General features: G+C 41.6%; 23 protein-coding genes. 14 read left to right on the top strand and 9 right to left on the bottom strand.

Going from position 1 to position 21,655, the window contains the following annotated elements:
- Window positions 1–492, top strand: a 492-nt coding sequence (ung, locus tag Q4557_RS02825; RefSeq protein WP_303410525.1) for a uracil-DNA glycosylase, incomplete at its 5' end; no start/stop codon positions are given.
- A 76-nt stretch (window positions 493–568) separates the two neighbouring features.
- Here the strand turns inward: ung and ispB are convergent.
- The gene (ispB, locus tag Q4557_RS02820) at window positions 569–1,540 is read right to left on the bottom strand and encodes an octaprenyl diphosphate synthase (RefSeq protein WP_102438869.1); all 972 of its coding nucleotides are present in this window, start codon (window positions 1,538–1,540) and stop codon (window positions 569–571) included.
- A gap of 280 nt (window positions 1,541–1,820) precedes the next feature.
- Between ispB and rplU the strand changes: the two genes are divergently transcribed.
- The 7 genes from rplU to Q4557_RS02785 all read left to right on the top strand — a co-directional run bounded on the left by rplU (window position 1,821) and on the right by Q4557_RS02785 (window position 6,063).
- Window positions 1,821–2,132, top strand: coding sequence for a 50S ribosomal protein L21 (gene rplU / locus Q4557_RS02815; protein ID WP_076541221.1), 312 nt, complete (start codon window positions 1,821–1,823; stop codon window positions 2,130–2,132).
- 16 nt (window positions 2,133–2,148) lie between these two features.
- Window positions 2,149–2,403, top strand: a complete 255-nt coding sequence (gene rpmA, locus Q4557_RS02810) for a 50S ribosomal protein L27 (RefSeq protein WP_055024328.1) — start codon at window positions 2,149–2,151, stop codon at window positions 2,401–2,403.
- Between the two features lie 262 nt (window positions 2,404–2,665).
- Entirely contained in the window at window positions 2,666–3,832 is a 1,167-nt protein-coding gene (gene cgtA / locus Q4557_RS02805) for an Obg family GTPase CgtA (RefSeq protein WP_076541219.1), read from the top strand.
- 14 nt (window positions 3,833–3,846) lie between these two features.
- Window positions 3,847–4,611 (top strand): threonine/serine exporter ThrE family protein, encoded by a 765-nt coding sequence (locus Q4557_RS02800; RefSeq protein ID WP_102438865.1) that lies wholly within the window; start codon window positions 3,847–3,849, stop codon window positions 4,609–4,611.
- Window positions 4,608–5,075 carry a threonine/serine exporter family protein gene (locus Q4557_RS02795; protein ID WP_102438863.1) on the top strand — a complete coding sequence of 156 codons (468 nt, stop codon included), beginning with the start codon at window positions 4,608–4,610 and terminating at the stop codon, window positions 5,073–5,075. Before Q4557_RS02800 ends, Q4557_RS02795 begins: the two co-directional genes overlap by 4 nt.
- A 32-nt stretch (window positions 5,076–5,107) precedes the next feature.
- On the top strand, window positions 5,108–5,590 hold the full coding sequence (gene folA / locus Q4557_RS02790; protein WP_102475568.1) for a type 3 dihydrofolate reductase: 483 nt from the start codon (window positions 5,108–5,110) through the stop codon (window positions 5,588–5,590).
- An 80-nt stretch (window positions 5,591–5,670) separates the two neighbouring features.
- Window positions 5,671–6,063: a DUF3718 domain-containing protein gene (locus Q4557_RS02785; RefSeq protein ID WP_102438859.1), complete on the top strand. Its 393-nt coding sequence runs from the start codon at window positions 5,671–5,673 to the stop codon at window positions 6,061–6,063.
- Window positions 6,064–6,285: 222 nt separating this feature from the next.
- Here the strand turns inward: Q4557_RS02785 and Q4557_RS02780 are convergent, their stop codons facing one another.
- The 7 genes from Q4557_RS02780 to lptD all read right to left on the bottom strand — a co-directional run bounded on the left by Q4557_RS02780 (window position 6,286) and on the right by lptD (window position 15,215).
- The gene (locus Q4557_RS02780) at window positions 6,286–8,307 is read right to left on the bottom strand and encodes a methyl-accepting chemotaxis protein (protein ID WP_303410518.1); all 2,022 of its coding nucleotides are present in this window, start codon (window positions 8,305–8,307) and stop codon (window positions 6,286–6,288) included.
- 120 nt (window positions 8,308–8,427) lie between these two features.
- Window positions 8,428–9,246 carry a symmetrical bis(5'-nucleosyl)-tetraphosphatase gene (locus Q4557_RS02775; RefSeq protein ID WP_102438856.1) on the bottom strand — a complete coding sequence of 273 codons (819 nt, stop codon included), beginning with the start codon at window positions 9,244–9,246 and terminating at the stop codon, window positions 8,428–8,430.
- Between the two features lie 4 nt (window positions 9,247–9,250).
- A complete protein-coding gene (gene apaG, locus Q4557_RS02770) occupies window positions 9,251–9,631 on the bottom strand; it encodes a Co2+/Mg2+ efflux protein ApaG (protein WP_102438854.1) in 381 nt (126 codons plus the stop codon).
- 50 nt (window positions 9,632–9,681) lie between these two features.
- Window positions 9,682–10,488: a 16S rRNA (adenine(1518)-N(6)/adenine(1519)-N(6))-dimethyltransferase RsmA gene (gene rsmA, locus Q4557_RS02765; RefSeq protein ID WP_303410514.1), complete on the bottom strand. Its 807-nt coding sequence runs from the start codon at window positions 10,486–10,488 to the stop codon at window positions 9,682–9,684.
- Window positions 10,489–10,494: 6 nt separating this feature from the next.
- A complete protein-coding gene (pdxA, locus tag Q4557_RS02760) occupies window positions 10,495–11,481 on the bottom strand; it encodes a 4-hydroxythreonine-4-phosphate dehydrogenase PdxA (protein WP_102438852.1) in 987 nt (328 codons plus the stop codon).
- 9 nt (window positions 11,482–11,490) lie between these two features.
- Complete coding sequence (gene surA / locus Q4557_RS02755) at window positions 11,491–12,795, bottom strand: peptidylprolyl isomerase SurA (RefSeq protein WP_303410512.1); 1,305 nt, start codon at window positions 12,793–12,795, stop codon at window positions 11,491–11,493.
- A gap of 122 nt (window positions 12,796–12,917) precedes the next feature.
- On the bottom strand, window positions 12,918–15,215 hold the full coding sequence (gene lptD, locus Q4557_RS02750; RefSeq protein WP_303410510.1) for an LPS assembly protein LptD: 2,298 nt from the start codon (window positions 15,213–15,215) through the stop codon (window positions 12,918–12,920).
- Window positions 15,216–15,350: 135 nt separating this feature from the next.
- On the opposite strand from lptD, the gene Q4557_RS02745 reads away from it, so the two are divergent.
- The 6 genes from Q4557_RS02745 to Q4557_RS02720 all read left to right on the top strand — a co-directional run bounded on the left by Q4557_RS02745 (window position 15,351) and on the right by Q4557_RS02720 (window position 20,134).
- Window positions 15,351–16,364, top strand: a complete 1,014-nt coding sequence (locus Q4557_RS02745; RefSeq protein WP_198590507.1) for an aminoglycoside phosphotransferase family protein — start codon at window positions 15,351–15,353, stop codon at window positions 16,362–16,364.
- A gap of 58 nt (window positions 16,365–16,422) precedes the next feature.
- Entirely contained in the window at window positions 16,423–17,121 is a 699-nt protein-coding gene (murU, locus tag Q4557_RS02740; protein WP_102475564.1) for an N-acetylmuramate alpha-1-phosphate uridylyltransferase MurU, read from the top strand.
- Window positions 17,122–17,228: 107 nt separating this feature from the next.
- Complete coding sequence (gene djlA, locus Q4557_RS02735; RefSeq protein ID WP_076541194.1) at window positions 17,229–18,005, top strand: co-chaperone DjlA; 777 nt, start codon at window positions 17,229–17,231, stop codon at window positions 18,003–18,005.
- Window positions 18,006–18,064: 59 nt separating this feature from the next.
- Window positions 18,065–18,679 carry an outer membrane beta-barrel protein gene (locus Q4557_RS02730; RefSeq protein WP_303410506.1) on the top strand — a complete coding sequence of 205 codons (615 nt, stop codon included), beginning with the start codon at window positions 18,065–18,067 and terminating at the stop codon, window positions 18,677–18,679.
- Window positions 18,680–18,693: 14 nt separating this feature from the next.
- Entirely contained in the window at window positions 18,694–19,644 is a 951-nt protein-coding gene (locus Q4557_RS02725) for a D-2-hydroxyacid dehydrogenase (RefSeq protein WP_102438842.1), read from the top strand.
- A gap of 31 nt (window positions 19,645–19,675) precedes the next feature.
- Complete coding sequence (locus Q4557_RS02720; protein ID WP_102438840.1) at window positions 19,676–20,134, top strand: hypothetical protein; 459 nt, start codon at window positions 19,676–19,678, stop codon at window positions 20,132–20,134.
- A gap of 179 nt (window positions 20,135–20,313) precedes the next feature.
- Here Q4557_RS02720 and purT read toward each other — a convergent pair whose 3' ends face one another.
- A complete protein-coding gene (purT, locus tag Q4557_RS02715) occupies window positions 20,314–21,510 on the bottom strand; it encodes a formate-dependent phosphoribosylglycinamide formyltransferase (RefSeq protein WP_303410502.1) in 1,197 nt (398 codons plus the stop codon).
- Window positions 21,511–21,655 lie beyond the last annotated feature (145 nt).

Here is a 21,655-nt window from a genome sequence, read left to right as displayed (position 1 = left end):
GTATTAGGGCAAGATCCTTATCATGGGGCAGGGCAAGCTCACGGTTTATGTTTTTCGGTACAAGCTGGAGTGAAAACGCCGCCTTCTTTGGTAAATATCTACAAAGAGCTTAAGCAAGATATCAGTGGTTTTATCATTCCCGAACATGGCAACCTAACGGCTTGGGCTAAACAAGGGGTGTTATTGCTTAATACGGTATTAACCGTTGAAGAAAGTAAGGCTCATTCGCACTCAAAAGCGGGCTGGGAGCATTTTACTGACCAAGTAATGCAATGCCTTAATCAACAAATTGAACCTATTATATTTGTGCTGTGGGGCGCTCACGCGATAAAAAAAGGCCGCTGGATAACCTCACCTCAGCATCATATTCTTTCAGGGCCGCACCCGTCGCCGTTATCGGCTTATCGTGGGTTCTTTGGTTGCAAACATTTTTCAATTATTAATCAATTATTAGTGGCAAAAAATAGTACGCCAATTGATTGGCAAGTGTAGGTCTTAGCAATAAAAAATGCACTTGATAGCAATCAAGTGCATTTTAATATTCAGTAACAGCTTAGTTTAGTGGTTTTTAGTTATTACGCTGAACTGAAATCTTAGCTAATGAGATAAGTGCGGTTTTGTATTCGCTATCAGCAATTGGCGCTAATGCCGCAATGGCTTTATCCGCTTCTTCATCGGCTTTTTGCTTGGTGTACTCTAATGCACCTGAATCTTTTAAGGCTGCGACGATTTCGTCGATAGCTTTGGTGCCATCTCCATTTTCAATTGCGTCTTTGATCAGCGCTTTAGCTTCATCATTACCGTGTGCCATGGCATAGATTAGCGGTAAGGTAGGTTTCCCTTCGGCTAAGTCGTCACCAATATTTTTACCTAGCTCATCAGCATCTGCAGTGTAATCAAGCAAGTCATCGGTTAGTTGGAATGCGGTACCTAAAAATTTACCGTATTCACCTAATGCGTGTTGTTGCTCTTTGCTCACATCTGCAATAACACCTGTGAGTAAGGTCGCGGCTTCGAATAATTTAGCTGTTTTGCAGTAAATCACTCGCATATAATTCTCTTCGGTGGTTTCAGGGTCATTACAATTCATTAATTGTAAAACCTCGCCTTCGGCAAGAATGTTAGTGGTGTCAGCCAGTACGCGCAGTACTTTCATGCTATCTAACTCAGTCATCATCTGGAATGAGCGAGTGTATAAGAAGTCACCAACAAGCACGCTAGCGCTATTGCCAAAAAGGGCATTAGCGGTTTTACGGCCACGTCGTAAGGTTGATTCATCAACAACATCATCATGTAGTAGTGATGCCGTATGAATAAACTCTATAATGGCAGCTAACTTTAGGTGTTCTTCACCTTTATAGTCGATAGCACGAGCGGCTAAAACTGAAAGCAATGGACGTAGTCGTTTACCACCGCCATTGATAATGTAAAAACCGAGTTGGTTTATTAATGCAACATCAGACTCAAGTTGTTTGTAAATTAACTGATTTACGGCTTGCATGTCGTTATCAGCTAGTTGACGAATGGCGTTTAAATCCATAATGGTCTCTAGTTATTAGGCTACCGGACAAAATTATATTGCCCACTATATAAGGTTCAAATTGTATATTAACAAATTTTACCGAATTTTCATGCTTTAGGCAGCTTTTGTTCTTAGATAGTGGGAGTTAAGCCGAGCTTTTTTTATTGATTCAAATTTAACGCTTGCCAGAATGCAAATCTTGCCGTAGAATCCGCGCCCATTGTCATTAAAAGTTTTTAGCACCCGGTATCAACATAACAATGAACCGGAGTGTTAGTCCATTTGGAGTGAAATAGCTATGTACGCTGTTTTTCAAAGTGGCGGAAAGCAACATCGTGTTGCTGAAGGTCATACAGTTCGTTTAGAAAAAATTGAAGTTGCTACTGGTGAAACTGTAGAGTTTGATCAAGTATTATTGGTTGCTGATGGTGAGAACGTTCACGTTGGTGCACCTCTAGTTGCAACTGGTAAAGTTGTTGCTGAAGTGGTTAGCCACGGTCGCGGTGAGAAAGTAACTATTCAAAAGTTCAATCGTCGTAAGCATCACGAAAAGAAAATGGGCCATCGTCAATGGTTCACTGAAGTTAAAATCACAGCGATCAGCGCATAATTTAGGAGTCTAACTCATGGCACATAAAAAAGCTGGCGGTTCTACTCGTAACGGCCGCGATTCGGAAAGTAAACGTCTTGGTGTTAAGCGTTTTGGTGGTGAATCAGTTGTAGCTGGTAACATCATCGTTCGTCAACGTGGTACTAAATTCCACGCTGGTGTAAACGTAGGTATTGGTCGTGACCATACTTTGTTTGCATTAACAGACGGTAAAGTTAAGTTTCAAGTAAAAGGTCCTAATAACCGTAAGTTTATTAGCATCGAAGCTTAATCTAGACTCTAATCAGTCTTTGAAAGCCCCGCCTTCTGGCGGGGCTTTTGTGTTTTTTTACTTCATTGTTGATTTAGTTAGCTAGACTTTAGTTTATTAAAAATTAGTGGATTAAATTTACGTGCGGTATTTGCGATGTTTTGCATCGTTGATTATTTATTTTGCAGTAAGCGATTTATGGTGATTGTATCTTCTACGCTTCCCTGCACATCTCAATCTTTTGAGGTTATAATTGACACATTAAGTGGTGTCAGGAGTATGTATGAAGTTTATTGATGAGGCTAAAATCAGAGTTGAAGCGGGTGACGGTGGCAGTGGCTGCGTTAGCTTCAGACGTGAAAAATATGTGCCAGACGGCGGCCCTGATGGTGGTGACGGCGGTGATGGTGGTAGTGTATTTTTAGTCGCAGATGAAAACATGAACACGCTTATTGATTTCCGTTTTGTCAGCTCGCATATTGCTGAGCGTGGTAAAAATGGACGTGGCCGTGATTGTACCGGTCATGGCGGTGAAGATTTAATGCTTAAAGTACCTGTGGGTACGCGTGCTGTTGATTTCGATACTGAAGAATTATTAGGTGATTTGACTACCCATGGCCAAAAGTTACTTGTGGCTAAAGGTGGTTTCCACGGTTTAGGTAATACGCGCTTTAAAAGCAGTACCAACCGTGCGCCGAGACAGAAAACATTAGGTACGCCTGGTGAAGTACGTTTCTTAAAACTGGAATTATTGTTACTTGCTGATGTCGGCCTATTGGGCTTACCAAATGCAGGTAAATCAACCTTTATTCGTGCGGTATCTCGTGCAACACCAAAAGTTGCTGATTATCCGTTTACGACACTAGTACCAAACCTTGGTGTGGTAAGTCCACGACCTGGGCAAAACTTCGTTATCGCCGATATTCCTGGCTTGATTGAAGGTGCCTCAGATGGTGCTGGTCTTGGTATTCGTTTCTTGAAGCATTTGGAACGTTGTCGTGTGTTATTACACATCATCGATATCGATCCTATTGATGGCAGTGATCCGGTTGAATCTGCGCGTTCAATTGTGGCTGAACTTGAAAAGTATTCACCAAAGCTTGCAGCTAAGCCACGTTGGTTAGTCTTTAACAAAATCGATTTATTGCATGAAGATGAACTTGCAGAAAGAATGGATCGCATTGTTAAGGAAATGGATTGGAAGGGTGACATTTACACTATGTCAGCATTCAACCGAACGAACACTAAAGACATTAGCTTAAAACTATTAGATTTCATCAATTCACTTCCTCCTGAAGATGAAGGCACTAGCCCAGATGATGAAGTTGAGTTTAAATGGGATAACTACCATGAAGCTAGCGTTGAATCGGTAAATGAAAATTACGACGACGACTTTGATGATGACTTCGATGACGATGACTACGATGTGGAAATCATTTACCAACGTTAATAGTCGAGAGACAAGTGTACGCAGAAACTCAAAATGATATCACTCGTCTTGTTGTACGAAGTGCACAATTACTTCTAGCCTATGGCGCTGAGTCTGATCTTGTTGAAGAGATCAGTCAGCGCTTAGGTAAAGCGCTGGGTCTTGCCAGCGTTGAACTTTCAATTTCCTCCAACTCCCTTGTACTGACCAGTTTAGTCCATGGCCGCTGTATAACTACAACCCGACGCATTCGAGAGCATGGCATCAATATGAAGGTGGTGTGTGAAGTACAACGCATTTGCCTCTTGGCAGAGCGCGGAGTGTGCAATGCCAAACAAGTTAAACGCCGCTTAGAGATCATTGAGCCTAAGAGTTATCCGGCAAAATATTTGATCCCGATGATTGGGCTATCTTGTGCGAGTTTTTGTCACTTGTTTGGTGGTGATATTACCGCGTGTCTTATTACATTCTGTGCTTCAGCTATTGGTATGTCAGTGCGATTATCATTAGTCAAAAAGCACTTTAATGCACTCATTATCTTTGCCATTACCGCTTTTATCACCACAATCATTGCCCAAATCGGCTTCATCACTGATTTAACTTCAACCCCTAAAACCCCAATGGCTGCCAGTGTGCTGATGTTAGTGCCCGGTTTTCCGTTAATTAATGCGATATCAGATATGGTTAAAGGCCATATGAATGTGGGTATATCTCGCTGGGGCCACGCGACACTCTTAACACTGGCTACTGTCATTGGGATTACACTTTCAATGGCATTGGGTGGGATTTTGTTTATATGAATCTTATTTTAGAATTGCTGCATGATGGACTTTTTTCAGCAATACCAGCGCTAGGCTTTGCGATGTTGTTTAATGTCCCGAAGCGATACTTACCTTTTTGTGCGGTAGCTGGCGCCATAGGGCATAGTTCAAGAAGCCTACTTATGCATTTTGATATGCCCATAGAGTGGGCGACATTTGCAGCTGCAGCCATCGTTGGTATTATTACGATACGCTTTGCTAAGCGTCACCTCGCGCCGCCGCTAATGTATGCTGTTGCAGCTATCATACCCATGGTACCGGGTACCTATGCATACAATACCTTGATAGCTTTGGTACAACTGAGTGTTCAAGAGCAAGTCAGCAGTGATTTAACTTCGATAGTCATTCTTAATGGCCTGAAAACCGTATTCATTCTTGGGGCATTATCAGTCGGCTTAGCAATGCCCTCATTAGTGTATTATCGAACCAGACCTATTATTTAACCCCCGTTTTAGCATCAAATAAGGATTTTTATATGCGCATCGCAATGATAGCCGCCATGGCCAATAATCGTGTCATTGGTAAAGATAATAAAATGCCTTGGCACTTACCTGAAGATTTAAAGCATTTTAAGGCGATGACCTTAGGTAAGCCTGTGGTGATGGGGCGTAAAACCTTTGAATCTATTGGTAGACCGCTTCCAGGTAGACATAATATTGTCATCAGCCGCCAAGCAGATTATCACATTGAAGGCGTTTCATGTGTGAGTTCATTTGAGCAAGCTAAACAACTTGTTACAGATTGTGATGAATTAGTTGTCATTGGTGGTGGGCAGCTCTATAAAGAAATTTTACCGCTGGCCGATATATTATATCTAACCTTCATTGAGCTAACTGTTGATGGCGATACTTTTTTCCCCGAGTGGGATGATGATAGCTGGACGTTACAAGATAAGGTTAATCAGGTTAATGCAGCACAATTGCAATATAGCTTTAACACTTTTGTGAAAAAATGTTAAATTACAAGCTGTTTTACCCTGAATAGAGGTTTACCCTTGATGGTAAGCTGAAAATAATAATACCTACAAAGGAGTATCGGATGCGTTTAATGCCTGTGGCCGTCGCCGTCCTAATTGCAGCATCTTCAGTTTCAACCCCAGCAGTCGCTGATACCGATCAACTTGTGGCAAGTATTTGTGATTACGTTAAATCGAATGATAAAAATCGACTACGTAAAAAACTCAAAGAAAGTCGTGTTAAATTACGTAATATCTATACCGGTGTTTCTTGTGATGGCGCAAGCTTATTAAGAACCGCTTATAATGCAAATTCATTTGAAGTGGGTGAGTACATCGCTAAACGTCTTCCTGCTGGTGATTTAAGTTCACCAGAAGCCGACGGGAAAAGCATTCTTGATTGGGCTAATAGCAATGGCCATAGTGGTAGTGCTATTACTGCTGCAGTTCAAGATCGCATTAATAGTGGTGAGTAAAGCGCATTGATTAATTTGGTGATAGCAATTGTGAATTATCAAATATAATCTTATGCATAAATAAAGTTGATAGCTTTGACTGCCAAAACCGCCTTAGGGCGGTTTTTTGTTGCTTATGGTTTTTATTGCCGCAAATCATTGCTAAGTCATGGCGCTATTAGGCTTTAAAGGCAATAAAAAAGGCTCTAAAGAGCCTTTTCTACATTTAGATACTGTGAGTCGTTAAACTTTAAATTCCTTCACAGAGCTTTGTAGCTCTTCAGACAGCATTGCTACTTGCTGACTTGATTGTGCTGTTTGATCTGCGCCTATGGCGGTTTCTTCTGAAATAGCAGCAATGTGCTCTAGCATTTCAGAGACTTGCTGACTGACCAAGTTTTGCTCTTGAGCGGCTTGGGCAATGTGATTACCAGAGTCGTAAGCTTTATGTACTGACTGACTAATGGTTTCTAAGGCCAAGTTAGCTTGTTCTGTTTTATCGACACAGCTGGTTGCTTGTGTGCGGCCTAATTCCATGACCGTCACTGCTTGTTGTGCACCTTGTTGTAACACTTCAATCATTTGCTGAATTTCGCTAGTCGATTCTTGGGTTCTAGAAGCAAGACTGCGCACTTCATCGGCGACAACAGCAAAACCACGGCCTTGCTCACCCGCGCGGGCAGCTTCAATCGCAGCGTTTAATGCCAGTAAGTTAGTTTGCTCTGCAATACCACGAATTACATCAAGAATAGAGCCGATTGATGCGCTATCAGTATGGACCTTATTGATCACCACGCCCGCTTTAGCGACTTCTTCTGCTAAGGCAAGAATAGTGACTTTATTCTCTTCAGCAAGTGTGCGCATATGCTGAGTTTCTAGATCGGCTTGCTTAATTTGTTCAAGGGCTTGATCGGCGCTCATTGAAACTTGTTGGGCGCTAGAGCTTAGCTCAGTAGTTGCGGTGGCCACTTGATCCACTTGATTTTTTTGCTCTTGAATACCAGATGTAGTTTGGGTGGTTATTGCTGACGTTTCTTCTGCTGCAGCAGCCAACTGATTCGAGCGGTCTAAAATGCCGACAATTAAATTACTTAAGCTATCGACTAGGCTGTTACAGTTTTTAGCCAATAGGGCAAATTCATCGTGACCAGTATCATCTAATTTATGAGTTAAATCTCCAGAGGCAAGAATATTTAGCGCCTGGTTTACTTTTTCTAATGAGCGAGTTAATGGTTTCACTACGGCGTAACTGACGATAATTGCCACCACAATGGCCAGAATAACTACCAGCATTGTTTGGATAGTAGCCGAATCGATATTTTTAATTGCATCGTCACTTATTTTAGCTGTGAAGTTTTCAATTTTATTAGCTAGCTCGTTCATTCTAGCATTAACGTCTAAACGGTCTTTATCGGTTGCAGCTAACATTTCGGCAGCGGTTTGATCATGCTTTAGTTGCTGGCCTTTCAAGGTAACTATGGAGTTATTACCTGTCACTAGGGCAAATACAGCATCACTTTCTACGTTTAAATCATTAAGAGTGCTATCGCTAATAATACCGCGGCCTTGTAAGTTGATATGCTCAATCTTTGTGCGGGTATCGTTGAGCATGTACTCTAGCTCATTCACTATTACTTCATATTTAGCGTTTTCTTTAGCGGCAACTAAATCATAAATGGTGGTAATAATATTGATGAAATTACTATCAACGACTCCCGCTGCAGCTGCAATACTTTGTTTAGTGGTATCTTCACTCAACTCTAGATCTATCAGGTCTAATAAAATCGATGATGCATCATCTGCGCTGTCTTCTAAATTATCTCGAAGTTGTAATAGTTGTTCATGTTTTAATAATGCATTTTCATGCTCTATTAGCATTAAAGCGCTATTTTTTTCAAAATTATGGTAGCTGTTTTTAAGCTGAGAAAGGTTACTGGAAAACTCTTGTCTACCAGAAATTAACCCAGTCAAGTTATTGAGTTTTTTGTTAAATTCCACTGATTCAGTGTTTATATTTTTTTTGACTGCTGGAATTTGAGCTGATTGATCAGTGTAGTAACCGAATAGAATGTGAATTTGCTGGGCGCTTAAGTTTTGCGTTAATTCACCGGTAGCAGTAAGGGCAGGCAAACTAACTTGTTGTAAGGTGCTAGTACTGTCCTTGATGCTATTGTTGGTGAGCAAAGACACGCCACCTAAAACTATCAAAAGGAGAGTCACAACGGTAAAACCGCCAATCACTCTGGTGGCAACATTAATTTTCATAGCATACTCCGGCTGTTATTATTTTATCCCGAATTTATCTCTTTGATCACTCAGGGCTGTATGATCATTGGAGATCCAATAACTGTATCGGCTTTGTTACTGGAAAGTTTAATTATTTATTTATGATTTTATTTTGTGCTGTTGTATTTTTTCGTTGGTTTCTAAATGCCATAGGGTTAAATGCTCTCCCCAGCAACATCCTGTATCCAGTGCTTGCATATTAGGTTGGTTAACCACGCCCATTAACGCCGCCCAATGACCAAATACCAAAGTGTGGCTTTGTTTTAACGGGGAGTTGAATTCGAACCAAGGCGTGAGTTGTGGTGGTTTGTCTTGAATGGGGGATTTACATTTAAAGTCTAAACTGCCATCAGCAAACAAATAGCGCATTCGCGTTAGGGTATTGATGCAATATCGCAGTCTTGGCAAGCCTATGGCTGTACTGTCCCAGCGCTCTGCATCATCGGTGTACATTTTTGCAATTAGTGAATCGATATAATCATCTTGCTGTAATGCTTGGCTCACCGCATTAGCTTCTGTGAGTAAGGTCGCTAAGTCCCACTGCGGTGGAATGCCTGCATGGCTCATGATGATATTGTGGGAGGGCAGTGTCTGCACCAAGGGTTGCTTTCTTATCCAAGTAATTAAGTCGGGTAAATCATCAGCGCTTAGCAATTCAGCAAGCTTATCTTTGGGGTTGGGTCTTTTAATGTTGCCGTTAAGGGCTAATAGATGCAGGTCGTGATTACCCAAAGTTATTTTGGCACTGGCCTCTAATGATTTTAAATAGCGTAAAGTTTGTAAGGAGCCATTACCTCTGGCGACTAAATCGCCGACAGCCCATACTTCATCCTTTGAAGGGTTAAAGTCCACTTTAGCGAGGATCAGTTGTAATTCTTCAAAACAGCCTTGTATATCGCCAACAAAATAATGTGCCATAGGATTATTGTAGAATCCCTGGGACGGCTAATCTAAATGTTGGGATTGCAGCTTTAAAAGCTTCACCTTGGGCGCTGCTCATGCCGTATGAGCCTTCCATAAAGCCAACGGGTGTTTCTAATACTGTGCCACTTGAGTATTGGTAAGCTGTATTAGGTTCGATAGTCGGTGTTTCTCCGACCACGCCAGGGCCTTGCACTTCACTTTTTTCACCGTTTGAGTCAGTAATAATCCAGTGGCGATCTTTGAGTGTCACTGCAATGTCGCTCAGATTAATGATGGTAATGGTATAACTGAATAAATATTTTGATTCTGCTGCTGATGACTGCTCTTCTAAATAGTTAGTCTCAACTTTTATTTTAATTTTGGGGGCTACAGAGGACATTAAACTTCCTAAAAACGAAAGGGCACTTTCAATGAAAAGTGCCCTTAGAATTATAGATTTTTATCGCAAACTAAATTTGCAAGTGCCACATACTGCTCGACAGTTATTTGCTCCGGTCGAAGAGTCGAATCAATGTTCAGCGCGCTGAACTCATCATCTGTTATCATGTGCTTTAAGTTATTCCGTAGTGTTTTACGGCGCATATTAAAGGCTGTGGTACATAGATGACGTAAAACGGTGACATCTTTACACGGGAATGGTTTTACATCGTATGGCAACAAACGTACCACTGCAGAGTCGACCTTTGGCGCCGGAGTAAAGCTTTGTGGCGGCACTTCAAGTACAGGTACCACTTTACAGTAGTACTGCGCCATCACAGTTAGGCGGCCGTAAGCTTTAGTGCCTGGACTTGCAGAAAGGCGCAAAACCACTTCTTTTTGTAGCATAAAGTGCATGGTTTCAATTATTTCAGCGAACTCAAATAAGTGAAACATTAACGGCGTTGAGATGTTGTACGGTAAATTACCAAATACTTTCATCTTTTTGCCGTCTTGTTGCAACTGGCTAAAGTCGAAGTTCAGTGCATCACCCTGATTGATATTAAGCTTATGCTTTAATACTGGGTGGTTTTCTAAACGCTCGACTAAGTCTCTATCTAATTCGACTACAGTTAAGCAATTAACTGATTCAGCAACAGGTTCAGTTAATGCGCCAAGGCCTGGGCCAATTTCAACCATAACATGGTCATTATCTGGCGAGATGGCGCCCACGATCCGACTGATCACACTTTCATCAGTTAAAAAGTTTTGTCCAAAACGTTTTCTGGCCGTGTGGCCTAAATGTACTTTATTGCTCATTAAAATTTAACTACTTACTTTTGAGGCCAATTCAATGGCTTTATTTAATGCACAGGTAAAACTACCACTATCAGCTTCACCGGTTCCGGCTAGCTCTAAAGCTGTGCCATGATCGACAGAGGTTCTGATATACGGAAGACCTAAGGTAATGTTAACCGATTTTCCAAAACCTAAAGATTTAAGTACTGGAAGTCCTTGGTCGTGATACATAGCAAGAACCACATCTGCTTCTTGTAAGTATTTAGGCTGGAATAAAGTATCTGCAGGTAATGGACCTACAATATCAATACCTTGCTCTCTAAGTTCATTCAGAGCAGGGATCATGATATCAATCTCTTCTCGGCCTAAGTGTCCATCTTCACCAGCATGCGGATTAAGACCGCAGACGAATATTTTAGGTGAAGTAATGCCAAACTTTTGCACTAACTCACTGTGCAAGATTTGTATTATATGATGTAAACGCTCGCGTGTAATGGCTTTTGCAACATAAGCCAGAGGAATGTGGGTGGTCATTAACGCCACCTGCAGACCTGGCGCTGCCAGCATCATTACCACATCTTGGCAATTTGCTTGTAATGCAAAAAATTCAGTATGGCCGCTAAAAGGTATACCCGCTTGATTAATAATGCCTTTATGAACAGGGCCCGTTACCACAGCTTCAAATTCATTGGTCATGTTTTTCTCACCCGCATAACGCAAGGTGTCGACCACATATTCACTGTTAAGCTCATTTAATTTGCCGCATTCAACTTCTGCAGCAAGAGTAAATGGCGCAATGGTTAAGGTGCCAGCTTCCTGAGCCTTAGCAGGTAACGTTGGCTGGTAAGGTCTTAATGTCAGCGGCAAGCCAAGCATTTTTGCTCGGCTAGTTAATAATTCTGGGTCGGCGCAAACAACTAACTCAGCAGGCCATGGCTGCTGAGCAAGTTTAATAACAAGATCTGGGCCGATACTCGCCGGTTCACCCGGCGTAATCGCAATACGTATTGTCATTAAGTTAGCTTAACCTCGAGTACTCTCAGGTTCAAAAACTTCAATATAGGCTTCTGAACGCATTTCATCTAACCAGTTTTGTAGCTCTTCATTGAACTTACGACGATAAATCAACTGGTGAGCACGATTGCTATTAAACTGAGCAGTAGCATCAGTTTTACGTTTTTCTTCAAGTTGAACGATGTGCCATCCATGGGTTGTTCTAAAGGGTTCACTATACTCATCAATTTCTAAGCTTGATAATGTTTGAGCAAACTCAGGTACATATACAGTCGGTTCTGCCCAGCCTAATTCACCACCTTTTGCCCCAGAACCAGGATCTTCAGAGTATTGGCGGGCAAGTGCTGCAAAATCAGCTTCGCCTGAACGAACTTGAGCTAAAAAGCTTTCTAGCATTGCTTTAGCACGATCTTCTGAAAGGATCGGTGATGGTTTTAGCAGAATATGTCGTGATCTTACTTCATTGATTTCTTTGGTTTGCAGGCCGCGAGCGTCCATGATTTTAATAATATGGAAACCTGAGGCACTTTTAATTGGGCCAATGACATCACCAGTTTTAGCGTCAGTTACTACCTCTGCAAACAAGGTTGGCATTTCGTTCACGCTCATGTAATCCCAGATACCACCTTCAAGCGCTTTAGGCCCTGATGAAGATGCAATAGCTGTACGGCGAAAATCTTCACCTTCATTTAAGCGGTCTAATACGATATTCGCCCGTTTGCTCGATGCTTCTAGTTGTTCACTGCTTGGGTTATTTGGCACTTCAATTAAGATATGTCCAACTTGGAACTCGACATCTTTTAAACCTTGCTCTTGGATCATTTTAACTAAGTTACTGATCTCTTGAGGTGAGACTTGAATACGACGCTGAACTTGAATACGTTGGATTTCACCTAGGGTGATTTCTTCACGTAATTGCTCACGGTATTGCGCATAGCTCATGCCTTCGCTTTCAATTTGTTGTTGCATTTGAGAAACCGTTAGCTTTTGCTCTTTAGCAATATTCTCAATGGTTTGATCAAGCTGTAGGTCACCAATAGATAGACCAATACGTTCTGCCATTTGCAATTGCAAGTGAGTCAAAATTAAACGTTCAATAACTTGAGTGCGAAGTGCATTATCTGACGGTAAGCCTTGGCCTGCTTTTAGCGCATTGGCTTTTACCGACGCCACCATATGAGTGATTTCACTTTCAAGAATAATACCCTCATTAATTTGTACTGATACGCGGTCGAGGGGAACTGGCGCCGCGATGGTTACTTGGCTCATTGCCAAAGTAAATAAAGCAAAAATCATTTTCTTACAGTGTTTCATCCACGAAATCCTTGGCACTTTTAGTTTTAATTGCAGTGGAATATATACCACATACAGTGTTGTTATCTTTTATTAGGACTGTTTGTTTTCCAGTAGGTTCAGCAATCTACCACAAATGATGGCTAATTCCTCAAGTAAAGTGGTTTACGATAGTTAAATAATCCGTCATCAAGCATGTCTTCGACACCTAGGGGGCCAGAACCACCTAAGCCTTTAATGATAAAGTTAAGGTATACACCACTTTCAAACTCTTCTCGGGTATCTAAACTTGGATTTAAATCATCATCGTAATTAGTTTTAATGCGGTAATGGTAACTTAAGCGCAATGCCCAGCAGCAAGATTCGTATTGGACACCGGTATAGGTTTCAATATTTCTTGATTCATTTAAGTCGTAATAAAAGTTACCGACAAAATATAAATCATCACTTATTGGCCATGAGGTGCGCATGCCTATTTGAGATATGTTCACTCTGTCATTAGTGTTGGTGTTAAGCAAATCAGGCACATAGCGATAGCTAAACTGTAATAATTTGTCATTACTGGGCCTAAAATCTAAGGTGACTTCACTTTTCTTATTCTCACCGTTTTCAGTATCAAATTGCACAGCACCACTAATAAACCAATCTTGATACATATTGGCATCGATTTCAGCGGCAAGCACAGAGGTTGATGCGTCCGCTTCTATGTCGTTGTAACTATTTATTTTACTATCTTCAATAAACACAATTTGACCTATGCTGAATTTAAATTTTTCAACATTAGACTCATCAAAGAGGCGCGTTGTAACCCCTAAGGTTATTTGATTGGTGTCTGCAATTCTATCTAAACCAGAAAAGCGGCGGTCTCTAAATAAGCCAAAGTAATCTTCTTGTAACTGGGCAGTATCATAAATCCCAATATTAGATTGGTCTTCGTAGCCGACATATAAATATTGAAATTGTGGCTCTAAGGTTTGTTTGTAATTACTGCCAAGCATGGCTAACTGACGTTCAAAATTAATTTGACCGTGAATTCGCACTTGAGGAATGGTTCGGTTAACCGTGTCATCCAGTTCATCATTGCTGTTATTGTTGTCTTGCCAGTATTGGGTTTGCAGTAATTTAACTTCACTGGTCACAGAACCTGCAGGCCCCTGTATCGGCCAGCTTATACTTGGCTCCATATGAAAACGTGTCGCCGTGGCATAGTCATTTTCTGTATGTTGAAAATTGGTTAGCTCAGAATTGAATTTAAAATCTAACCCATTCCAAAAATCATTAGTCTGATAGTTAAAGTTCAGCTGAGGCATAACCTGATAAGGGCTCTCTTCTTCGCCGAGAACTTTAATGTCTTGTACCCGCATGCCGAGGTTCCAATCTCGTTCAAAGTAGCTAATTTCACCAATACGTGAAAGCTGATTATCCGTTGATCGATTAACATCAGAACTGAGATCATTGAAATAGTTATTGTCTGAGACATCTGTAAAGTTAGCTTGTACACGCCAATTGTCATTTATTGCGCCTTGATGGCGCCAATGGTACAGATAGCGGTCAGGGCTATTATCTAACTTGTCGTCATTAGCAAGGAATTCAAAGTTGAATTGACCATTTTGTTGTTCACCGGCTAAGTATCGAAATTCTGTTTTACTGTAAAACCCACGGGCTGACATATAGGTTGGGGTAAAGGTTAAGTCGTATTCTGGGGCGATATTCCAATAATAAGGCACACTGACTTCAACGCCATTGGTGGTACTGGTGCTAAAACTGGGAAATAAGAAGCCTGACTTTCTTTTATCTGAAACCGGAATGGTCATATAGGGGATGTACATAATCGGTACATCGGCTATGCGTAATTTAGCATCCCAGATCTCACCCCATTCTTCACTGCTGTCGATGCGTATTTCTTTGGCTTCAAGGCGCCAAGAGTTATCGCCAGGGGGGCAGGTGGTGAAATTGGTGTTACTGAGCTCTAAATTGTTTTGTTCGGTAATTTTTAATTGCTGAGCATCGCCGTTAATTTGTTGGCCATTAAGCCAATACTTAGCCCCAGTAAGGGTGGCGCTGTTGGTCAGCATTTGCGCATTTAATGAATCTGCGGTTACGGTAAATTGCTCATCACTGAAAATCAGATTGCCATTAGCATCTAATTGTTCATTTTTTTGATCTAAGATGGCTTCGTCAGCACTGATATGGCGACTACCTTGGCTGAAACTGACATTACCAGAAAAATGGGCTTTATCGCCCATGGCTGCTTCAGAGCGATCGGAAATAATGACAATATCTTCAGCTGAAATATTGCTAATGGTATCACGGTCGTTTATTGACGGTGAAACGGGGGCCTGCACTGCACACTGAAGCTGAGCCTCTTCTATTTCAGGAGACTCTTGTGCCAAGACTAGGTTTGGTAACAGGCTTAATGCCAGGAAATAACGGATCTGCATGTTAATAATTGATTATGAATTCTTAGTCTAGACAAAATGAATTGAAAAAAGAGCCACAGCTAACATTTTATCTTTAGCTGTTTCCAAATGTTATGTTGGCTATAATAAAGCAATTTTTACATAAGAGCCATTGAGATGAGTTTATCTGATACAAGATTTATTTTACTGAGTAAGTGGTTAAGTCAACATTTCAACACAGATATCACCCCAACACTCATTTGTGGTGATGCCAGTTTTCGTCGTTATTTTCGCGTTCAGCATTTAGCAAATACGTATATCGTCTCTGATTCGCCTGTTGAACTGGTACCTATAGCGCCCTTTATTGAGCTAGCAGCTGCATACGCACAATCAGGATTAAAGGTACCTGAAGTTATAGCACAAGATGATATTAACGGCTTTGTATTGCAGTCAGATTTAGGCGATGAGCAACTCATAACACGCCTGAATGACCAATCTGTGATTGATTTTTATCAGCAAGCGTTAGGGTTATTGCCGCAAGTGGCACAGGTTAAGTCCACCATTAAGGGGGATTTACCGCAATACGATGCCGCTTTTGTGCAGCGAGAGTTAGCCATTTTTACCGAGTGGCTGTTATTGAAGCATTTGCAATTAACCCTGAGTGAAGATGAGCATGGCATTATCGAGAATGCTTTTGGGGTGTTAACCGCCAATGCAATTGAGCAGCCTAGTGTCGGAATGCACCGTGATTTTCATTGCCGCAATATTCTCATAAATCAGCAACAATTAGCCTTAATTGATTTTCAAGATGCGGTGATTGGCCCTGTTACCTATGATGCGGTGTCATTACTGCGAGACTGTTATGTGAGATGGCCAGATGCTGTGGTTAATCAGCTTCAAATGGATCATTTTAATTTATGTATTCAGCATGGATTAATTGATGATGGTGTAAGCTTTAGCCAATATCAGCGCTGGTTTGATTTAATGGGAATGCAGCGCCACATAAAAGCCGCCGGCATTTTTGTACGGCTGAATTTGCGTGATGGCAAAGCCGGTTATTTGAAGGATATTCCACTTACCCTTAGTTACATCGTTGATATTGCCGCTTTATACCCAGAGCTACAAGACTTTGGTCAATGGTTGCAACAAAAGGTGCTAACGCATTTTACTGCAGATGCGACAGATCAATGATATTCGTGCGGCTACCGTTAATATACACAGATAAGCTTAACCTTATGGACATTAAAATATGAAAGCCATGATTTTGGCTGCGGGTCGTGGTGAGCGATTACGACCGCTTACAGATTCACTTCCCAAACCTTTGGTTGCAGCAGCGGGTAAACCGCTAATTGTTTACCATTTAGAAAAGTTAGCCGCCGCTGGTATCAAAGAAGTTGTCATCAACCATGCTTGGTTAGGGCATAAATTAGTACAAGCGCTAGGCAATGGCAGTCAGTGGGGGCTCACTATTAACTATAGTGCTGAAGAGAACGCCTTAGAAACTGCTGGCGGTATTAAACAAGCCTTAAGCCTATTAGGTGACGAAGCTTTTTTGGTTATCAATGGCGATATATATATCGATGAACTGCCTGATATCACCCAGGCAATGGCGCAATTAAAAGCAGAACCCGCATTAGAGGCTTTTTTATGGTTAGTTGATAATCCTCAGCATAACCCAGAAGGTGATTTTGCGATTATTGGAGCGCAATTAGCGCAAGCGGGTGCCAATAAGCTAACCTATTCAGGCATGGGGATTTATCATCCCAAAATGTTTGCTGACATTGGCGCAGGTAAGCAAGCCTTAGGGCCATTATTACGTCACAAAATGGCTGATAAAAAGATTATCGGTAGTCGTACCAGTACTTACTGGTGTGATGTAGGTACCATTGAGCGGTTAGACTTGTTAACAAACTACTTGGCAACAGGCACCATATCGGCAGAAACGTAAATTGTAAGCAAGCCGCAGTAAGCACATGACGACATGCGCCATAAATAACCAGTCGACATAGACAGTGATGAGCTCAGCAGTAAGACAAATTAACAACAGGAAGATGAATGCGTATTTGGGGTAAGGTTTTCGGTTTTATTATCGGCTACATGTTTGGTAAAGGTTTCGGCGCCCTATTAGGGCTTTGGCTTGGGCATATGTACGATAAACGCAGTGGTTTTGCCGAGATGCTGCGTAAGGGGCATCAGCGTCAAGCTGAGTTTTTTAATACAACCTTTACAGTTATGGGCCATGTTGCCAAAGCTTCTGGCCATGTGACGGATGTGGATATTCGTATTGCCACTATGCTGATGGATCAAATGAAGTTAACTGGCGATGCAAGACGTGATGCGCAAACAGCATTTAGAAATGGACGCGATGCCAATTTCGACTTAGTCAAAACCCTGCGCGAATTTCGAGTGATGACCCAAGGTCGCCGTGAAATATTACAAATGTTTCTTGAAATTCAAATTCAAACCGCACTGTCTGATGGCGAATTACATAGCAAAGAAAAGCAGATTTTATCAACCATAGCCAAAGAGTTAGGGTTAGGCCAAGCTCATTTGGATGCGCTACTTAATCGTTGGCAGGCAGAGTTTCACCATCATCAGACGGCTAATGGCAGCCACATGCAGCTTGAAGACGCTTATTCACTATTGGGTAAGCAGGAGTCTTCCAGCGACCAAGAAATCAAACGTGCTTATCGAAAACTCATGAATGAGCATCATCCAGATAAACTGGTCGCTAAAGGTTTACCAGAAGAAATGATGGAGCTGGCAAAAAGTAAAGCTCAAGACATTCAATCTGCTTATGAAACAGTTAAAACATCTCGAGGAATGAAATAAGCGCAGGGGTGGTAAACACAATAATCATCATTAAGAAGTGATGTTAAAGGGAGTTTTCTATGCAATATAAAGCGACTGTGAGTCTAGTAAGTTTGGCGTTGTTAGCAACCTCTGTTCAAGCTGAGGTGTTTGTTGCTCCTTTTGGCGGTTATAGTTTTGGCAGTACAGAATTTGACATTGGCGATCTGAATAGTCAGCAAACAGATAAGCTAAAAATAACCGAATCTGAGCATTATGGCTTTATGGCAGGAGTCACGACCAAAGACCCAGGTAATATCTACTTTCTGTATAGCACGCAAAAAACTGATTTGAGAAGCAATGCTTTTAGTGCGGATGTCTTTACTGATCTTGATGTTGATTATTTCCATGTCGGTGGAAGTTTATTTTTCCCCAATGGCCGCGTTAAACCTTACGTTACCGTCACTGCCGGTGTCACGCACATGCGACCGAGCAATGACTTTTCAAATGAAACCCGTTTTTCAATGGGATTTGGCGGCGGCGTAGCCTATGACATTACCTCTCAAGTGGCCTTATTTGCCGATGTAAGAGGCTACGCTACATTCGTTAACTCAAACAATAGCTTTTTCTGCGGCCCCAATGAATGTGTGTGGAATATTTCTGCCGATATCATGTGGCAAGGGCAGGGCAATATTGGTTTAGAGGTTAAATTTTAATTAGGTGACCGAACATGAAAATTGTTGTACTTGATGGCCATACATTAAATCCGGGTGATTTAGATTGGTCATCGTTAGCTGCGCTGGGTGAGCTTAGCGTTTATGAACACACTATGGCGGCAGATATTATCTCCCGTAGCAAAGATGCCGATATAATTTTAACCAATAAAGCGGTAATCAATGCTGAGGTGATAAGCCAATGTCCACAGCTTAAATACATAGGTGTGACGGCAACAGGTACCAATGTGGTTGATATCGCAGCGGCTAGCGCGCAGCAGATAGTTGTAACCAATGTGCCTGCTTATGGCCCTGATGCTGTGGCGCAAATGGTATTTGCTTTAATACTGCAACATACCCAGCAGGTGGATTTACATGATAAAGCAGTAAAAAAAGGTCAGTGGAGTCAATCAAGAGACTTTTGTTTTACGCTTTCATCTTTAGTATCACTTAAAGGCAAAACTATGGGGGTTGTTGGCTATGGTGATATTGGTCAACAAGTGGCAAGGTTAGCGCTGGCATTTAATATGAATGTGTTAATTAACACATCGACACCCAAAACGGATTTACCTGCAGGTGTTCAATGGCAGACGCTCAATAAGTTATTAAGCCAGTCAGATATCGTGTCGTTGCATTGTCCGCTTAATCAAGCCACTGATAAAATGATCAATGCTCAAAGTCTTGAGTTGTTTAAGCCTAACGCTTTATTGGTTAATACCGCTCGAGGCGGTTTAGTGGATGAAGTAGCATTGGCAGATGCGTTAAATGACAACCGCCTTAGCGCTGCACTTGATGTGCTTTCAAGCGAACCGCCAATGGCTGATAACCCGTTATTAGCGGCTAAAAATACCATTATTACCCCTCACATCGCTTGGGCAACAACAGAGGCAAGGCAAAATCTGTTAAATATTGCCGTGGATAATGTGGCGCAATTTTTAAAAAACAGCCCATGTAATCAGGTTACTTAGCCAGAAAAACAAATAAGGATATTTGTGCAATATGAGTTTATGGAAAGCGCTTTACGATGTATTTGAAAAAGAGCATGCGCGGGTTGAGAAGCATAAAGGCCAGCAACGCGCGCTGTTATTTGAAATTGAAGCCAATATCAATTTTATCGCTGTAGGGCTAAAACAGGGTCTTAGTGCTGATCAAATCGTGGCAGGAATTGATGTCGATGTGTTTAAGCAATCAATGATACAAGGTTATGACTTTAATCGTTTAACTGCTAATAGCTTATTGGCCAAGGCCATTATTGATTACCCTGAGTTTGATAAATATATCGGTAAAAGCTCTGATGAGCTGGTTGCCAATGTTTACGGTAAAATATTTGTTTTGCAAAAGTTGATGATAGCGGGGCGTTTCGAGCAAGGTGGTAAACTTAAATCCTTATTAAGGATGTTAATTTTAGTGTTATTTCATTTGCAAGGTAGAGCACTGCCTAAAAGAAAAAGCAGCTAACTGCTTCATAAGCCCTTCAAGGTGGTGTTAATACCACATCGAATTTATCCAATAAAAAGCCTAACCTTAGTACTTTATGTGCTTGAGGTTAGGCGTTTATGTCTACAGCGAGCAATCATTAACCTAGGTCACAAAGCGTAATTATGACGTGGTAATAGGCGAGTTATCATAGTGTAAAGCTAAAATATAACCTTAACTTTTGCCGCCGATGCTATGGCTTTCGTTATGGCATTATCAATATTGTTATCACGGGCTAAGGCAACACCCAGACGGCGTCTACCATCAATATCAGGTTTACCAAACAGCTTAATTTGGGTATCCGTTTGCACTAATGCTTCAGCAACGCCTTGATAGCGAATATTTTCAGACTTTCCTTCAGCCAGAATAACCGCAGAGGCACTTGCGCCATGTTGCATAATTTCGGTAATAGGCAGGCCTAAAATAGCCCGAACATGCAAAGCAAACTCAGATAAATCTTGGCTGATAAGCGTGACTAAACCAGTATCATGGGGTCTTGGTGATACTTCTGAAAAGTAAACATCATCACCTTTGATAAACAGCTCAACACCGAATAAACCATAGCCGCCTAACGCGGTTACTACTTGCTCACCAATTTGCTGCGCTTTGGTAAGTGCAGCTGCTGACATTGCTTGAGGCTGCCAAGACTCACGGTAATCACCGTCTTCTTGTCTGTGGCCAATGGCATCACAATAATGAATGCCATTGACAGCACTAATGGTCAGCAAGGTGATTTCATAATCAAAATCAATAAAGCCTTCCACAATCACTCGCCCACCACCCGCGCGGCCACCTTCTTGAGCGTATTGCCAAGCTTGTTCAATTTGCGCATTGGTTTTTATCACGCTTTGACCTTTACCTGATGAACTCATTACAGGTTTAACCACACAGGGCTGACCAATTTGCTCAATTGCGGCAGTAAACTCAGCGAATGTATCGCAAAAGAAATAAGGCGATGTTGGAATACCTAAGGTTTCAGCGGCTAGGCGGCGAATGCCTTCTCTATCCATGGTTAACTGAGTCGCTTTAGCTGTTGGAATGATATTGATGCCGCCTTTTTCTAACTCAACTAGGGTTTGAGTAGCGATAGCTTCAATTTCTGGGATCACTAGATGCGGTTGTTCTAATTCAATAACGTCTCGTAATGCTTTTTCGTCCAACATGTTTACCACATGAAAACGATGTGCAATTTGCATGGCTGGAGCATTAGGGTAGCGATCTACGCCAATAACTTCGATGCCAAAGCGTTGTAATTCGATAGCGACTTCTTTACCAAGCTCACCACAACCTAGCAGCATGGCTTTAACTGCACCGTCAGTTTCAGCGGTACCAAAGGTGAAAGGGACATTGTTATTCATTATTTAACCTTGTAGGGGGAAAAAATAGCCGAGGCAGTTTACCTTTTATTCGTATTTGATTGATTAGCTAAACCGATAAGTGTGTAAAAGATCACGTGAAAACTCTTATTTTTATAGCGAATAAAGCACTTTAATTGGTTATTTT

It is taken from the genome of Shewanella sp. 5_MG-2023, from assembly GCF_030547465.1.
GTDB lineage: Bacteria > Pseudomonadota > Gammaproteobacteria > Enterobacterales > Shewanellaceae > Shewanella.
The sequence above is the reverse complement of the archived record's forward strand: the minus strand, read 5'-3'. Positions and strand labels throughout refer to the sequence as shown.

What these genes read in the sequence shown, in the direction of transcription:
- cgtA (WP_076541219.1), top strand. Translation starts at nt 2,666, where the DNA reads ATGAAGTTTATTGATGAGGCTAAAATCAGAGTTGAAGCGGGTGACGGT.
- rpmA (WP_055024328.1), top strand. Translation starts at nt 2,149, where the DNA reads ATGGCACATAAAAAAGCTGGCGGTTCTACTCGTAACGGCCGCGATTCG.
- murU (WP_102475564.1), top strand. Translation starts at nt 16,423, where the DNA reads ATGAAAGCCATGATTTTGGCTGCGGGTCGTGGTGAGCGATTACGACCG.
- Q4557_RS02725 (WP_102438842.1), top strand. Translation starts at nt 18,694, where the DNA reads ATGAAAATTGTTGTACTTGATGGCCATACATTAAATCCGGGTGATTTA.
- folA (WP_102475568.1), top strand. Translation starts at nt 5,108, where the DNA reads ATGCGCATCGCAATGATAGCCGCCATGGCCAATAATCGTGTCATTGGT.
- purT (WP_303410502.1), bottom strand. Translation starts at nt 21,510, where the DNA reads ATGAATAACAATGTCCCTTTCACCTTTGGTACCGCTGAAACTGACGGT.
- Q4557_RS02730 (WP_303410506.1), top strand. Translation starts at nt 18,065, where the DNA reads ATGCAATATAAAGCGACTGTGAGTCTAGTAAGTTTGGCGTTGTTAGCA.
- pdxA (WP_102438852.1), bottom strand. Translation starts at nt 11,481, where the DNA reads ATGACAATACGTATTGCGATTACGCCGGGTGAACCGGCGAGTATCGGC.
- Q4557_RS02720 (WP_102438840.1), top strand. Translation starts at nt 19,676, where the DNA reads ATGAGTTTATGGAAAGCGCTTTACGATGTATTTGAAAAAGAGCATGCG.
- Q4557_RS02795 (WP_102438863.1), top strand. Translation starts at nt 4,608, where the DNA reads ATGAATCTTATTTTAGAATTGCTGCATGATGGACTTTTTTCAGCAATA.
- Q4557_RS02780 (WP_303410518.1), bottom strand. Translation starts at nt 8,307, where the DNA reads ATGAAAATTAATGTTGCCACCAGAGTGATTGGCGGTTTTACCGTTGTG.
- djlA (WP_076541194.1), top strand. Translation starts at nt 17,229, where the DNA reads ATGCGTATTTGGGGTAAGGTTTTCGGTTTTATTATCGGCTACATGTTT.
- Q4557_RS02785 (WP_102438859.1), top strand. Translation starts at nt 5,671, where the DNA reads ATGCGTTTAATGCCTGTGGCCGTCGCCGTCCTAATTGCAGCATCTTCA.
- Q4557_RS02745 (WP_198590507.1), top strand. Translation starts at nt 15,351, where the DNA reads ATGAGTTTATCTGATACAAGATTTATTTTACTGAGTAAGTGGTTAAGT.
- rsmA (WP_303410514.1), bottom strand. Translation starts at nt 10,488, where the DNA reads ATGAGCAATAAAGTACATTTAGGCCACACGGCCAGAAAACGTTTTGGA.
- rplU (WP_076541221.1), top strand. Translation starts at nt 1,821, where the DNA reads ATGTACGCTGTTTTTCAAAGTGGCGGAAAGCAACATCGTGTTGCTGAA.
- surA (WP_303410512.1), bottom strand. Translation starts at nt 12,795, where the DNA reads ATGAAACACTGTAAGAAAATGATTTTTGCTTTATTTACTTTGGCAATG.
- ispB (WP_102438869.1), bottom strand. Translation starts at nt 1,540, where the DNA reads ATGGATTTAAACGCCATTCGTCAACTAGCTGATAACGACATGCAAGCC.
- lptD (WP_303410510.1), bottom strand. Translation starts at nt 15,215, where the DNA reads ATGCAGATCCGTTATTTCCTGGCATTAAGCCTGTTACCAAACCTAGTC.
- apaG (WP_102438854.1), bottom strand. Translation starts at nt 9,631, where the DNA reads ATGTCCTCTGTAGCCCCCAAAATTAAAATAAAAGTTGAGACTAACTAT.
- Q4557_RS02775 (WP_102438856.1), bottom strand. Translation starts at nt 9,246, where the DNA reads ATGGCACATTATTTTGTTGGCGATATACAAGGCTGTTTTGAAGAATTA.